Source organism: Sorangiineae bacterium MSr11954 (genome assembly GCA_037157815.1).
Lineage (GTDB): Bacteria > Myxococcota_A > Polyangia > Polyangiales > Polyangiaceae > Pendulispora > Pendulispora albinea.
This window is the reverse complement of sequence record CP089984.1, coordinates 10,172,098-10,185,431: the sequence shown is the minus strand read 5'-3', so window position 1 is coordinate 10,185,431 and position 13,334 is coordinate 10,172,098. Positions and strand designations below refer to the sequence as shown.

At 65.3% G+C, this 13,334-nt stretch carries 10 protein-coding genes and 1 pseudogene; 7 read left to right on the top strand and 4 right to left on the bottom strand.

The window, feature by feature from the left end; all coding sequences use genetic code 11:
- The first annotated feature begins 43 nt into the window (after window positions 1-43).
- The 3 genes and pseudogenes from LZC94_39780 (at window position 44) to LZC94_39770 (ending at window position 3,236) form a co-directional block, all read left to right on the top strand.
- Window positions 44-1,018 carry a zinc-binding dehydrogenase gene (locus tag LZC94_39780; protein WXB13957.1) on the top strand — a complete coding sequence of 325 codons (975 nt, stop codon included), beginning with the start codon at window positions 44-46 and terminating at the stop codon, window positions 1,016-1,018.
- A gap of 34 nt (window positions 1,019-1,052) precedes the next feature.
- Window positions 1,053-2,252, top strand: coding sequence for an MFS transporter (locus LZC94_39775; protein WXB13956.1), 1,200 nt, complete (start codon window positions 1,053-1,055; stop codon window positions 2,250-2,252).
- A 258-nt stretch (window positions 2,253-2,510) separates the two neighbouring features.
- Window positions 2,511-3,236, top strand: a pseudogene (locus LZC94_39770) (chitosanase).
- A gap of 293 nt (window positions 3,237-3,529) precedes the next feature.
- On the opposite strand, the gene LZC94_39765 reads toward LZC94_39770, so the two are convergent.
- Window positions 3,530-4,666: a VWA domain-containing protein gene (locus tag LZC94_39765; protein WXB13955.1), complete on the bottom strand. Its 1,137-nt coding sequence runs from the start codon at window positions 4,664-4,666 to the stop codon at window positions 3,530-3,532.
- Window positions 4,667-5,253: 587 nt separating this feature from the next.
- On the opposite strand from LZC94_39765, the gene LZC94_39760 reads away from it, so the two are divergent.
- Window positions 5,254-6,030 carry a trypsin-like serine protease gene (locus tag LZC94_39760; protein ID WXB13954.1) on the top strand — a complete coding sequence of 259 codons (777 nt, stop codon included), beginning with the start codon at window positions 5,254-5,256 and terminating at the stop codon, window positions 6,028-6,030.
- A gap of 21 nt (window positions 6,031-6,051) precedes the next feature.
- Here the strand turns inward: LZC94_39760 and LZC94_39755 are convergent, their stop codons facing one another.
- The 3 genes from LZC94_39755 to LZC94_39745 form a co-directional block, all read right to left on the bottom strand.
- Complete coding sequence (locus LZC94_39755; GenBank protein WXB13953.1) at window positions 6,052-7,332, bottom strand: sigma-70 family RNA polymerase sigma factor; 1,281 nt, start codon at window positions 7,330-7,332, stop codon at window positions 6,052-6,054.
- Window positions 7,329-7,688, bottom strand: coding sequence for a YciI family protein (locus tag LZC94_39750; GenBank protein WXB13952.1), 360 nt, complete (start codon window positions 7,686-7,688; stop codon window positions 7,329-7,331). The genes LZC94_39755 and LZC94_39750 overlap by 4 nt, the downstream gene beginning before the upstream one ends.
- A 115-nt stretch (window positions 7,689-7,803) precedes the next feature.
- Complete coding sequence (locus LZC94_39745) at window positions 7,804-8,685, bottom strand: LysR substrate-binding domain-containing protein (GenBank protein ID WXB13951.1); 882 nt, start codon at window positions 8,683-8,685, stop codon at window positions 7,804-7,806.
- A 132-nt stretch (window positions 8,686-8,817) separates the two neighbouring features.
- Between LZC94_39745 and LZC94_39740 the strand changes: the two genes are divergently transcribed.
- The 3 genes from LZC94_39740 (at window position 8,818) to LZC94_39730 (ending at window position 13,258) form a co-directional block, all read left to right on the top strand.
- Window positions 8,818-10,431, top strand: coding sequence for a PQQ-binding-like beta-propeller repeat protein (locus LZC94_39740; GenBank protein WXB13950.1), 1,614 nt, complete (start codon window positions 8,818-8,820; stop codon window positions 10,429-10,431).
- Window positions 10,432-10,881: 450 nt separating this feature from the next.
- Entirely contained in the window at window positions 10,882-11,850 is a 969-nt protein-coding gene (locus LZC94_39735) for a trypsin-like serine protease (protein WXB13949.1), read from the top strand.
- A gap of 19 nt (window positions 11,851-11,869) precedes the next feature.
- On the top strand, window positions 11,870-13,258 hold the full coding sequence (locus LZC94_39730; protein ID WXB13948.1) for an amidase: 1,389 nt from the start codon (window positions 11,870-11,872) through the stop codon (window positions 13,256-13,258).
- The last annotated feature ends 76 nt before the right edge of the window (window positions 13,259-13,334 follow it).

Genomic DNA, 13,334 nt, shown 5'->3' with positions numbered 1-13,334 from the left:
TCCTCTGGCCCCAAGACTCGGAGTCCACGGCACGAGGTGACCCATGAAAGCTTCGGTTTATTATGAAAACGGTGGTCCGGAAGTTTTCCGTTACGAGGATGTCCCCGATCCGGCCTGCCCGCCCGACGGCATCGTCATCGACGTCGAGGTGATCAGCGTGGAGGGTGGGGACATGATCAACCGCTCCCGTGTACCGTTGCTCTCGCGCCCGCACATCGTCGGCTATCAATGCGCCGGCACTGTTCGCGAGGTGGGCCCCCAGGTGAAGAACTTCCGCGTTGGCGATCGCGTCGTATCCGTCGTGCCGAACGGCGCGTATGCGGAGCGCGTGGCCGCCAGCGCGGCGCGGACGTGGGCCGTCCCGGCCGGCGCCGATCTCGTTCCCATCGCCAGCGTCCCCGTCGCCTTCGGCACGGCGCACGTGGCGCTCTTTGCGCTCGGCAACCTCGCCAAGGGCGAAAAGGTGCTCGTGCACGCTGGCGCCGGCGGCGTCGGCCTCGCCGCGATTCAACTCGCGAAAGAGGCCGGCGCCGAGGTGCTGACCACCGCGTCCAGCGACGACAAGCTCGCGCGGCTGCGCGAGTTCGGCGCCGCACACGGCATCAACTACAAAACATCGTCGCTGCAGGACGCCGTCGCCAAGGCGGTGGGGCCCCGAGGGGTCAATCTGGTCCTCGACTCGGTGGGCGGGAAGAACCTGCAGGACAGCGTGGGATGCCTGGCCTACCGCGGCCGCATCGTCAGCTTGGGGCGCGCGGGGCGCGATCCGACGCTCTTCGATCCGTACCCGTTGTGGGCCAAGAATGGTTCGCTCATCGGCCTCTATCTCTTGTCGTCGTTGGACCACGAGCATGCGCAGACGCATCGCGCCATCGCCGAGTGCATCGAGCGCGTGGCCCGCGGGGAGCTGCGCGTGGTGATCGACAAGCAGTTCGCGCTCGCGGACGCCGCCAAGGCGCACACCTATGTCGAGCAGCGCCAAGCGTTCGGTCGCGTGGTGTTGCACACACGCGGCTGAGCAAAGCGGCGCCACTCTCACGTAGAGTGGGGCGATGGATCGCCCCTCGCCGAAGCTTTGGTTGCCGACCGTCGCGATGATGCTGGTGTCGATCGTCAGCTACATCGATCGCAACACCTTGGCGATTCTGTCACCGACCATCCTTCGCGAGACGAACCTCAGCGCCGAGCAATACGGCTGGATCATCTCCGCATTTTCGTTCGCGTACATGGCCGGCAACCCCTTTTGGGGGCATGTGCTCGACCGGATCGGTGTGCGCGTGGGGATGACCATCGCCGTCGCCGTGTGGACGGCCGCGTCCACCTCCCACGCGTTCGCCTCCGGGCTCCTCACGTTTGCCGCTGCACGCGCGGTGCTCGGCTTCGGCGAAGGAGCCACCTTTCCGGGCGCGCTCCGCACGGTCACGCAAACCTTGCCCGACCGATTGCGCGCGCGCGGCATCGCGGTGTCCTACAGCGGCGGATCGCTCGGCGCCGTCCTGACCCCCATTCTCATCACGCCCGTCGCCATCGCCATCGGCTGGCGCGTGGCATTTCTCTGCACGGGCGCGCTGGGCATCGCGTGGCTCGTACTTTGGACGGTCATCAGCCGCGCGCCGAGCGTGCGCAGCCGCCCGACCCCGCCGGACGTGGTGCGCCCGAGCACGCGCGATCTTCGCCTCTGGGCCTTCGTCGCGGGGTACGCGTTCGGCGGCGTCCCCATTGGGTTCGTGACGTATGCGGCGCCCATCTATTTGAGCCGCGCGCTGCACCTCGACCAAGCCACGCTCGGCCATGTGCTCTGGATACCGCCGCTCGGCTGGGAAGTCGGTTATTTCTTCTGGGGATATTACATCGATCGCACCCGCAAATCGGCGCGCAAGGACTTCGTTCCCTTCTTCGCCATGCTGGCGCTCCTGGGGCTGCCGCTGGCCGCGATCCCGATGCTCCACGACGCGGGCTTGGTCCTGGCAGGGCTCTTCTTCGCGATGTTCATCGCGGCCGGCTTCGTGGTCGGCACCTTGTCGTATGGCACCGCGACATTCACCACCGCACACGCGGCATACATCGCGGGCATGGGTGTGGGGGGATGGTCCGCGCTGATTGCGCTCATCATGCCGGTGTTCGGCCGGCTCTTCGATCAGCGTGCTTTCTCCGCGGCGTTTGCGATCGCGGCCATCGCGCCCGTCATCGGCGTCACCATCTTCGTCGCCGCCTCGCGCGAAGCCCGGATCGCGCGCGCACCAAGCGATTGATGCAAATTTCCAGGATTGGTTCCACGAGTGCATCTATGATGAATTCCCGCATTGACACCGGTGGAATTGGAGGTAATTTGTTAGGAAAGTTTCCTAACATAGTCGGAGGGAGTTCCCATGCGAATCCGATGGGTGCAGAACGCATCTCGACGAAGTCTCCTCGTCGCGTCGGCGCTGATGTTGGCCGTCACGGCCACCGCGTGTGCCAGCAGCAGCGAGCCCGCAGACGAAGAATCGCCGTACGATACCGCGGAGGGGGCTGTCGCATCCGGCGGCGATCTGGAAGACCCGCACACGAAAGACATCGCGATGCAAATCGTGGCGAGCGCGGAGAACTCCACGCTCGATTGGAAGTCCCGATACAAATACATCGAGGACATCAAGGACAAACGCGGCTACACCGGCGGCATCATCGGATTCTGCTCCGGAACCGGCGATATGCTGGAGCTGGTCGAATATTACAAGAAGATCAAGCCGGGTAACATTCTGGAGAAATACCTGCCCGCGCTGCGCAAGGTGAACGGCACGCCCTCGCACGAGGGGTTGGATCCCAACTACACGAAGGACTGGGAGAAGGCCGCCAAGGACACGTCCTTCCAAAAGGCGCAGAACGACGAGCGCGATCGCGTGTATTTCAACCCGGCCGTTCGCCAGGCCAAGAAAGACGGTCTGGGCGCGCTGGGGCAATTCGCCTACTTCGACGCCATCGTCATGCACGGGCCCGGGAGCAGCTCGACCAGCTTCGGGGGGATCCGCTCGGCGGCCCTGAAGAAGGCCAAAACACCCGCGCAAGGCGGCGACGAGGTGGCCTACCTCAATGCGTTCTTCGACGCGCGCGTCAAGGCCATGAAGAGCGAGCCGGCGCACCGCGACACCAGCCGCATCGACACCGAGCAGCGCGTCTTCCTCAAGAATGGGAATTTGGATCTCCATCCGCCGCTCGCGTGGACGGTGTACGGAGATTCGTATCGAATCGATAAATAGTCCGCGGCGCGGGGCGCTCGGATGTGACTGGGTGTCCCGCGCGTGGACGGTGTACGGAGATTCGTATCGAATCGATAAATAGTCCGCGGCGCGGGGCGCTCGGATGTGATGGGTGTCCCGCGCGTGTGGGGAGTACGGAGATTCGTATCGAATCGATAGTTAGAACGCGCCGGCTGCGTGCGGGCGCTCGGAGCGGGTGTCCCGCGTGTGTCGGGGATGATGTGCGAGGCCTCGACGCGTGGAGGCGGTACGCCGTTCGTGGGGGCGCTCGGAGCGGGTGTCCCGCGGAGTGACTAATTGATTTTGACGTTCGTTTTGCAGCCGTAGGCAATCGTGATTTGACCCGAGCGGTCGTTGCGGATGGTATTGCAGGTCGCGTTGCAGAGGTCGATCTTCTTCGGCGCCGAGCGGTTGTCGTAGTGCCAGCCCAATCCCTGGTCGCACTTTTCGCTGTAGTTCAGCGTCTTGGGCTGTCCGCCGGTGGGCGTGTAGACGACGTTGACGGCGTCCAAGTCGAGCTGCTTCCCGTCGGTGGGGGCGGGGATCCCGAACGAGCACGAGATGATTTGCCCGCGGACTTTGTTGAGCGCCGCCACCAGATCTTGCGTCGTCTTGGCCGGATCGTTGGTGTCCACGTGAATGCCTTGCCCGGTGCCGCCGGCTTTGGCGATCACGTCGATGGCGCCGCCCGCCGCCGCCTGCGGCCCCACGCCGATGACGTACGTTGGAATCGAGGGCGTGTCGCGGAAGCCCGCCGCGGCCAGGGCGCTCACCCCGTCGACCGTGCTGCTGCAGCTATTGGGCTCCCCATCGGTCACGAGCAGAACGGCCGTCGCCTCCATGGGCCGCGCGCGCGCCGCGCTCTTCGCGTAGTTGATGGCGCCCCGCAGCGCAGGATCGGTCGGCGTTCCGCCCAGCGGGCCGTGCCGATCGATCGAGCGCACCAGGTCCGCGCTCGGAAGACCCGTGAGGGCGACGTCCGGCGTCGAGTAGAAATAGTCCCAGCAAACGGGCTGCCCGCTGCCATCGTTCAACGGAAAGTACTGGAGCGACGCGTTCATGCCCGCCGACGCCGGATCCGAGTAGAACGCCTTCATGCCCGCGGTGACCGGATCCCAGCGCGTTCGCTTGTTGTTCCCGGCCGGCGTCCCGTCATCGCCCATGCTCCCCGATTGATCGAACATGGTCACCAGGTTCACCGCGGCGAGCGTGCCCTTGGCCGTCGAGGTGAGACACTTCTTCAAATCGTCCCCCACCGGCGCCGCCTTGTCATCGATCTCGCCGCCGATGCCCGGCTTACCGCCGCCGTTCAGGCCGCCGTTCTGATCGTTGGACAGCGACGAATCGTTCACACCACCGCACCCCGCCGACACGGCGAATGCAATCGACGCCGACGCTGCAACGACGGCCAGACTTCGAAGTCGGTTCATGGGAGTTCTCTCCTCATTTTGAGAAAGATCGAAACGCAGAACTTCTCTGCTGCACAGCGAGGGAGCCGCTTCCTGATCTCATGGCCGCGCCCGCGCAGCTCAGTGCACGCGCCCAAAATCTGCTAGGTGGCTATCGGCCCCCGGCTCACACCCACGTGCAGTCGAAACGGTCGGACGTTATAGATGTATGATGCATCGAGAGCCGGCTGGGCGCGCTTCGCGGCGCGAAAAGCGGCATCGCGGACCCGTGTCGGTCCGTGCGCTCCAAAGTGGGACGAGCCCGGCGCCATCGAGCGACGATCCCTTCGCCGGCGGCTCTTTTCAGGATCGAGCGACCTTCGATGAATCGACGAAGCGTCGTTTCATTTCGAATTCGTGAAGCTCGTTTCATAACCCCGCGCGCGAGCCTGCACTCAGGAGGGTAATCGATCCGGCCTGGTTCCGCGGAGTGGTGTTGCAGCCGTGCGAGGTGGTCGCGCGAGCCGCTGCGAGCGCGCTTGCGGAGCCATGGCCATTGACGAAGTCGTGATTGCAATCGATGCAATCCATTCTCGCGCGCTGCCGCGTGCGATGAAGGAGTGGTGCACATGAAACGAGCAGTCGTGATGGTGGCCGCGTTGCTTTCGGCCGCGGGGTGCAGCGCCCAAACGCAAGGCGCGGTCGACGAGACGGAGCGAGAGAGCAGCGCGATCATCGGCGGGGTCGAGGACCGCGGAGATCCTGCGGTGGTCTTCCTCCAAATGAAGACCCCCGACGGAAAGTCGTATGGCTGCACGGGCGAAGTGATCGCGCCGACGGTGGTGCTCACCGCCGCCCACTGCATCGACACCGCCACCTTGGGCGAGGGTACCGTGTACACGATCATCCCAGGCCCCAAGGCCCAGGATACGGCGGCGTCCGAGCACCTCGCGGTCAAAGAGGTTCACCCGCACCCCCAATACGATGGATCGAAGCCGGCGGACCAACCGTACGACATCGGCGTGGCGATCCTCGAGGAGGCGACCGCGATCTCCCCATTGCCGTTCAACCGCGCCGCGCTCACGTCGAGCGACGAAGGAAAGGACGTACGCCTGGTGGGTTATGGCTGGGACGACGGCTGGACGCGGAGCGGCGGCGGGGTCAAACGCGAGGTGACCGTCCCTCTGCGCAAGGTGACCGAATCGGTCATCGAGACCGGCACCCGGACCAAGAAGTCGTGCCACGGCGACTCTGGCGGCCCTGCGTTCCTGAAGGTCGACGGCAAGGAGACCATCGTGGGCGTCACGTCGTACGGGCAGGACAGCATCTTCCAAGCGTGCGTCTCGTATGGCTACTACACGCGCGTGGATCTCTATACTGACTTCATCGACGGCTATTTGAAGTAGCGCCTTCTCGGCGCGCGCGCATCAAGCGTCGCTGCAAGCGCGAAGGCGGGTCGCGAACCACCGTCTCTCGTCGGGGGTGCGGGCCTTCGCGCACGCTTTTTCGAAGGCGCGCCGCGCCTCCGCGCGACGGTTCATGCGCAACAAGAGCTCGCCCATCGCCGCCGCGTGAAAGGGGTAATCGTCGAGCTGATCGGCGTCATCGATGGCCTCGAGCGCCTCGAGACCGCGCTCCGGGCCCTCCGCTTCCCCCACGGCGATCGCGTGATTGAGCGCGATCACCGGCGAGGGCGCGAGCTGCATGAGCGCTTCGTACAAGGCCACGATGCGGTCCCATCGCGTGTCGGCGCGCGACGACGCGGCGGCGTGCTCGTACGCGATGGCCGCCTCGAGGTGGTAGGCCGTGAGCTCGTCGCCCTCGGCCGCGGACTCGAGCGCGGCGAGCGCCCGCCGGACGAGCGCATGGTCCCAGCGCGCGCGATCTTGGTCCTCGAGCGCCACCAGCTCCCCGTTCGTGTCGCGTCGCGCGGGCAGGCGCGCGCCGGCAAAACACATCAAGGCGAGCAGGGCGAAGGTGGAGGGCTTCTTCGTCGCGTCGCTCGTGGCCAGCAAGGACGTGAGGTGAATGGCCTCGGCACAAAGGTCCTCGCGGACCGATCCTTCGCGGTGCGCACCGTGATAGCCCTCGTTGAAAAGCAAATAGAGCGCGCGATGGACGGCCCCGAGGTGCGCGGCCACGCGGCCCTCGTCGATGCTCGGCAGCGAGCGCGCCTCCGCGAGCTTGGCCTTGCCGCGCTGCAGCCGCTTCTCGACGGCCGCCTCCGAGACGAGAAAGGCCGCGCCGATCTCGCGCGCACCAAAGCCGGAGAGCAGGTGCAAAACCAGCGCGACCTGCACCTCCTCGCCGAGCTGCGCATGGCAGCACGCGAACATCATCCGCAGCTGCTCGTTCTTCACGACCTCGTCGCGAAAGGCTTCTTCGACCGCCGGCACCAGCGCCCACTCGGTCGAAAGCGCCGCGGCGAGGGCCGGCTCGAAGGTGCGCGCCGTCTTCTCGCGCCGGAGCACGTCAATCGCGCGATTCTTGGCCACCGCCGTAAGCCACGCGGCGGGATTCTCCGGGACCCCCGAGATCTTCCACACCTCGAGGGCGCGCAAGATCGCGTCGCTCACGACGTCTTCCACCAGCGGCAGATTGTGCACGCCAAAGACCCGCGCGAGCGCCGATGTCATGCGCCCCGCCTCTCGGCGAAACAGGTTGCCGAGCTCGAGGTCGCTCACGTCGTGTGGCCGGCGATCGCTCACGCGTCGCCGTCGACGGCCGGCACGTTCACGAGGTGGATGGCGCGCACCTCCACCGTGCCGTCCATGTCCAAAATGGGGCATCCCTTCGACAGCTCCAAGGCCTCGTCGAAATCCTTTGCGTGGACCAGCAGATACCCACCGACCAAGTCCTTGGCCTCGGCAAATGGCCCATCGGTGACCGTCTTCGATTTGCCGCGCACGACCTTACCATGGCGTTCGAGGGGATTGCCGGCTCGAACATGGCCGTTGGCGCCGAGCTCCTTCATCCAGGCGAGCCATTTGTGTGTTTGCTTTTGCACCTCGTCGGGCTCGGAGGGTGGATTGCCGCCGCGGTAGAGATAAATGAAGTCGGCCATGGGTCTTCTCGCTTGGTCGTGGTGGATAGGTGTACGCCGTGGATGCCCACACGACGAACGTGGCCTGGCTCTCCGGACAAAAAAAGACGTTGTCGAGCCCGTCACCGGCCGGCATCTACGCGTCCATCGCGAATGTTCGTACCAAGAGCTCGATGAACGCGCGCAATCGTCCGCTCACGAGGCGGCGTGAAGGGTGGACGATCGACACCACCGTATCGCTATTTTCGAGATACCCCACCCGCACGAGCCGGCCGGATGCAAGATCGGCTTCGACCAGCCCACGGGGAAGAAGGGCGGCGCCCGCGCCTGCGAGGGCCGCGTCGCGCATGACGAGCTTGGAGCGCAGAAGGAGAACCGGCGCCGGGATCGCGACGAACCGTCTTCCGCCCTCCACGAGCGGCCACGCGGCGCGGAGGGGAAGCGGCTCGTAAACGATGGTGGGCCACGGCGTCTCTGACGTCGCCCTCGCCTTCGTACGCTGGTTGAGCAGCTTCCTCGGTGCGACGAACACCAGCCGATCGCGCGCGAAACGGCGACAGATCAGGTCCGCGGTGTCGGATGCGTTGATGACGATGGCGGCGTCGAAGCCTTCGCGAACGACGTCGACGGGGCGATCGGCGAATACGACCTCCAAATCGACATCGGGATAGGCGGACCGATACTCGGCCGAGAGCCGTCCCATGAACAGGTGCCCGAAGACATAAGGCACCGCGATTCGAAGCGGGCCGCGGGGATGGGCATCCAAGGAGCGAAGCGTGCGCTCGGCGTCATCCAGCTCGGCGAAAGCACGCGACGCGCGTTCGCACAGCGCGGTGCCCTCGGCCGTGAGCCGAAAGGTCCTCGAGGTGCGCTCCACGAGCCGGACGCCGAGCTCCTCTTCCAGCGCACGCACACGCCTCGAGAGCGTCGACTTCGGCGTGCCGGTCGCCCGACTCGCCGGCGCAAATCCTCCGTGGCGGATGATGGTCATCAAATCCTGCAGCGCGACCAGATGCATCGGCGCATCGTTCCATGAGCGGAACGATGCGTCCACTATTAATGATCTTACCGAGCCGAATGGAACGACATAATCGTAGCCTAGGTGGCCGTCGCATCGCGATCCGACGACGGATTCACAGAGGAGGTCGAGATGATCCTCGAAGGGTTTGCCCTATTGCGAAATGCGCGAAGTTGGCCTGCTCCGCTCGCGGTCGTGCTTCTGTCGGCCGCGTGCAACGATTCTGCAAATGGGGGCTCGCGGGAGCCTCCGACGTCCGACGAGCAGTCGGCCGTGGGCCTTCACGGCTGGCCGTCGGGCGGCCACGACATTCGAAACACGCGCTCGAATCCCGCCGAGCTCCGAATTGGCCCGCACGACGCCCCGTCGTTGGCCGTCACGTGGACGTATGCGACCCAGGGCGACGTATCGGCCACCCCCGCGGTGGTCGACGGCGCCGTGTACTTCCCGGATTGGGGCGGCTTCTTGCACAAAGTCGATGCTCGCACGGGCCGCGCGATTTGGTCGCGGGCGATCTCCGAGTACACGGGCACCCCGGGCGCCATCGCGCGGAGTAGCCCCGCGGTCTCCAATGGGCTCGTTTACATTGGACAGCATCACGGCGGCCTTCTGATGGCCGTGTCGGCCCGCACCGGAGATCTGGTGTGGCGCGCGCGGCTCGACGAGCACCCCGAGGCGAGCCTGACGGCGTCTCCCCTGGTCATGGGCGATACCGTCTTTCAGCCCGTATCCTCTCAGGAGGCAGGCGCCGCCGAAGATCCGAATTACCCGTGCTGCACCTTTCGAGGCAGCATGACCGCGGTCGATGCCGCCACCGGTCGGGTGCGATGGAAGACGTATACCGTCCCGGAGAACGGGGGAGCACGGGGAGGCTACAGCGGCGGTTCCATTTGGGGCGCCCCCGCCATCGACCCGAAGCAGCGGCGCATCTACGTGACCACGGGGAACAACTATACGGTTCCGCGCGCCGTGAAGGATTGCCAGCTCGCGGGCGGCTCGCCGAAGGCGTGCCAATCCCCGGACAACCACGTCGATTCGATCCTCGCGCTGGACATGGACTCCGGCGCCATCGCGTGGAAACAGGGGACCGAGGGGTTCGACGATTGGACCAACGCGTGCCTGCCCGGATTCCCCCCGAACAACTGCCCCATTCACCACGGCCCCGACGCCGATCTCGGCACCGGCGCCCAGCTCTTCACCATTCCCGGTGCGCGCGGCCCGCGGCTGGTGGTGGGCGCCGGACAAAAGAACGGCACGTATTGGGCTTTGGATGCGTGCACCGGGAGGATCGTGTGGAGTGCATCGGTCGCGCCGGGTGGTCCGCTCGGCGGCATCATGTGGGGCGCGGCCACGGCCGATCAGCGCATCTTCATCGCCGCGACCAATTTCGATGGCCGCCCCCACTCGCTGCCGAATGGCACCACCATTACGTCGGGCTCGTACGCCGCGCTCGACGCCGCGACCGGCCGTATCCTCTGGCAGATCGCGGATCCGAGCGGCGGCATGGGGATGGGCGCCGTCTCCACGGCCAACGGCGTCGTGTACGCCGGCTCCACCAGCGGGCACATGTACGCATTCGACGCGCGGACCGGCGCGGTCTTGTTCGATTTCTTGGGCGAGGGGACCTCCAACGCCGGCCCGGCTATTTCGAATGGCACCGTCTATTGGGGAAATGGCTATACGAATATCCCGCTCGGGCTGGGGCCGAGTCGTACCTTTTACGCGTTCTCGGTAATCCGTCCATGACGGCCCGCAAATCATGCGGAGCACGGACGCGGAGAGCGAGCTCGACCACCCTACGAAAGAACGCGACAATTCATTTCATATTAATTTGTAAGACGAAATAATTGCGCAGATCGAATGGATTGGCCATAGCGGAATAAGGATCGCGCGCGATGGACGAGCTCCGCCAACGCGCCAAAACGAGCACGCTCCCGCCCGTCGCGGCGCGATCCATACGTCGTGACGCGCTACGTACATTTTCAAATTACGATTCTGCTCCTAAATATTTGCTGCAACAGCAACTTTCGACTGATTGCGAATCCGACTTTGCGGCGTCGCGCGCGCATGGTAGACCACCGAAGAGCCGCCGACGAACAATGCAGGCTAATCTGCGCATTGGCATGTTTCGTCCTGCGCTCGGCGCAGACGCAATAGCGGTATTTAGATCGACACTCGAGAGAAAGAGACCTGGAGATGAGTCCGACCCATCGAACGACTTGGATGTTTGCGCTCGGGGCCACCATGGCGGTGACCTCGGGTTGCGGCAGCGACAAAGGTGGCCAGAGCAACGAGCCTACCGGCAGCGACCAGAGCGCGCTCTACCGTGCTCCCATCGACACCGATCACCCGTTCGCCGTCGGCGTATGCATCGGTGCGCTCAACACCGATCCGGCAAAGGGAGAAGTCGGCTCGTGCGCGAGGACGGGGCAGAACGTCCGGTGCACGGGGACATTGGTCGCCCCGAATCTCGTCCTCACGGCGAAGCATTGTTTGTACGAGCTCGTCGAGGGGCCGCCCGAGGGCAACCCGCGATGCGAATACCACTTCGGTTCGCTTCGATCGCAGGCCGGCTCTCGAATCACCCTCTCGCACACGGTCCTGAACGATCATCCCGTTTGGGTCGAGACCAGCCGGTTCCTCGCGCCGACCAGTCTGGACTTCTGCAAGGACGATATCGCCTATCTGGTCCTCGAGAAGAACATCGACGGGGTCAAGCTCCCCAAGCTCGATCTGTTCCGCGACATCCACGCCCGTCCGCCGGCCGACGGTAAAGTGACCATCGTGGGCCGCGGGCTTTTCACTCCAACGGACGACGGCAACCTGGAGCGCCGGATCCTCCGCAACATCCCCTATATCTGTGCGGATGCCCCGTGTGACCTCTCCTGGAACAGCGGGCAATCCATTTTCCACGTGGTGGATGGGCAGTTCGCCTTCGGCCAATCCGTCGACTCCGGCGACTCGGGCTCTGGCGTACTTTTGAACGACACGTTCGACTCCGACCCCACGGTGGTCGGCGTGGAATCGAACGGCCTCGAGGATCCCATTGGCGTCCCCTCGCACGGGATCGCCATTGGCTTGCACCGGCATGCCACCTTCCTCCGGCGGGGCGCCTACCTCGCCGCGAACCTCGGCAATTATCCCGTTCCGGGCTGGGCGCGGTAATTCGTGCTAGAGGGGCGTCATGGACGACGTCCTCGATGCGAGCGCGCTGGAGCAGCAACGGCTCCTGCGGAGCGGCCGGATCTCCAGCGAAGAATTGGTGCGTGGATACTTGGAGCGCATCGAGAGGCTCAATCCACGTTTCCAGGCGTTCGTGACGGTATCGCGCCGGCGCGCGCTCGCGGCGGCGCGATGGAAAGACGTGCAGCGGCGTCGCGCCAGAGGAGATCTGCCTCCATTTCACGGCATACCGACCGGAATCAAGGATCTCAACGTCGTTCGCGGCATGGTCACCCGTTGGGGGTCGCGCGCGGTCATGCCGGTATGGCTCCCGATCGACGATTTGACCGTGAGGTCGCTGCGCCGCGCCGGCTTCATCCTACTGGGCAAATTGTCCACGTCCGAATGGGGCGCGATGCCGGTCACCGAGCCGGACATCCATCCGCCCACGCGCAATCCGTGGTCGCCCGACCACTCCGCGGGAGGTTCCAGCGGCGGGTCGGGCGCCGCCCTCGCCGCGGGGATGCTCCCGGTGGCCCAAGGCACCGATGGCGCGGGATCCATCCGCATTCCAGCGGCGTTCTGCCACGTCGTGGGGCTCAAACCGTCGCGCGGCCGCTTGCCCAACTCACTTGGAATGAGCGATCGACGCATTTTACATACGTCGGGACCTATGGCCCACACAGTGGACGACGCGGCCGCCATGTTGGACGTGATGGCCGGTGTTACAATCGGCCGTCCCCATTGGGCGCCGCCGCCGACCCGGCCCTTCGCCGAGCTCGCCCGCGAGCCGTGCAAGCGCCTCCAGATCCGCTATCTGACGCATACACCGCTGGCGTCGACCCACCCCGAGATCGCATCCGCGGTGGAGGAGGCGGCGCGACGCCTCGCCGATCTGGGGCACGCGGTCGAGGAGGGCACGTTGCCCGAAATGTCGCTCGAAGAGGTTCTGCCGCTTTGGCAATATCAGATCGGAACTTGCCCGCTCACCCTTTGGGAAAGGACCCAACCCATCACGCGCTGGCTGGCGCGTGCCGGCCAGGCGCTCCATCCGCGAGACATCCTCGAGCTGCACACCGCGCTCGACGCGCGTTACCTCCCCGTGCTCGAGTCCGTCGATATCTGGCTCTCACCCACGGTTCCGCAACCGGCGCCGCGGATTGGTGCTTTTGGCGGCACCGCCCCGGAAGAGGGTTTTGCCGCCGCGGCGGAGTTGGGTGGATACACGGCAATCTTCAATGTGACCGGACTGCCGGCCATGAGCCTTCCTTTGGGGATCACTCGAGACGGGCGCCCCTTCGGATTGCAGATTTCGAGCCGCATGTTCTCGGAGGGCGTGCTCCTCGCGGTCGCGCGCCAGATCGAAGAGACCATGCCGTGGCGGCACCGGAGAGCGCCCGTTCGCGCGTGACGATCCATTCACTGGCTCGAAACCGTCCGATTCGTAATACGGCATCGAGCCGCGCTCATGGCGCGAATCGAATGCA

What these genes read in the sequence shown, in the direction of transcription:
- LZC94_39780 (WXB13957.1), top strand. Translation starts at nt 44, where the DNA reads ATGAAAGCTTCGGTTTATTATGAAAACGGTGGTCCGGAAGTTTTCCGT.
- LZC94_39775 (WXB13956.1), top strand. Translation starts at nt 1,053, where the DNA reads ATGGATCGCCCCTCGCCGAAGCTTTGGTTGCCGACCGTCGCGATGATG.
- LZC94_39765 (WXB13955.1), bottom strand. Translation starts at nt 4,666, where the DNA reads ATGAACCGACTTCGAAGTCTGGCCGTCGTTGCAGCGTCGGCGTCGATT.
- LZC94_39760 (WXB13954.1), top strand. Translation starts at nt 5,254, where the DNA reads ATGAAACGAGCAGTCGTGATGGTGGCCGCGTTGCTTTCGGCCGCGGGG.
- LZC94_39750 (WXB13952.1), bottom strand. Translation starts at nt 7,688, where the DNA reads ATGGCCGACTTCATTTATCTCTACCGCGGCGGCAATCCACCCTCCGAG.
- LZC94_39745 (WXB13951.1), bottom strand. Translation starts at nt 8,685, where the DNA reads ATGCATCTGGTCGCGCTGCAGGATTTGATGACCATCATCCGCCACGGA.
- LZC94_39740 (WXB13950.1), top strand. Translation starts at nt 8,818, where the DNA reads ATGATCCTCGAAGGGTTTGCCCTATTGCGAAATGCGCGAAGTTGGCCT.
- LZC94_39735 (WXB13949.1), top strand. Translation starts at nt 10,882, where the DNA reads ATGAGTCCGACCCATCGAACGACTTGGATGTTTGCGCTCGGGGCCACC.
- LZC94_39730 (WXB13948.1), top strand. Translation starts at nt 11,870, where the DNA reads ATGGACGACGTCCTCGATGCGAGCGCGCTGGAGCAGCAACGGCTCCTG.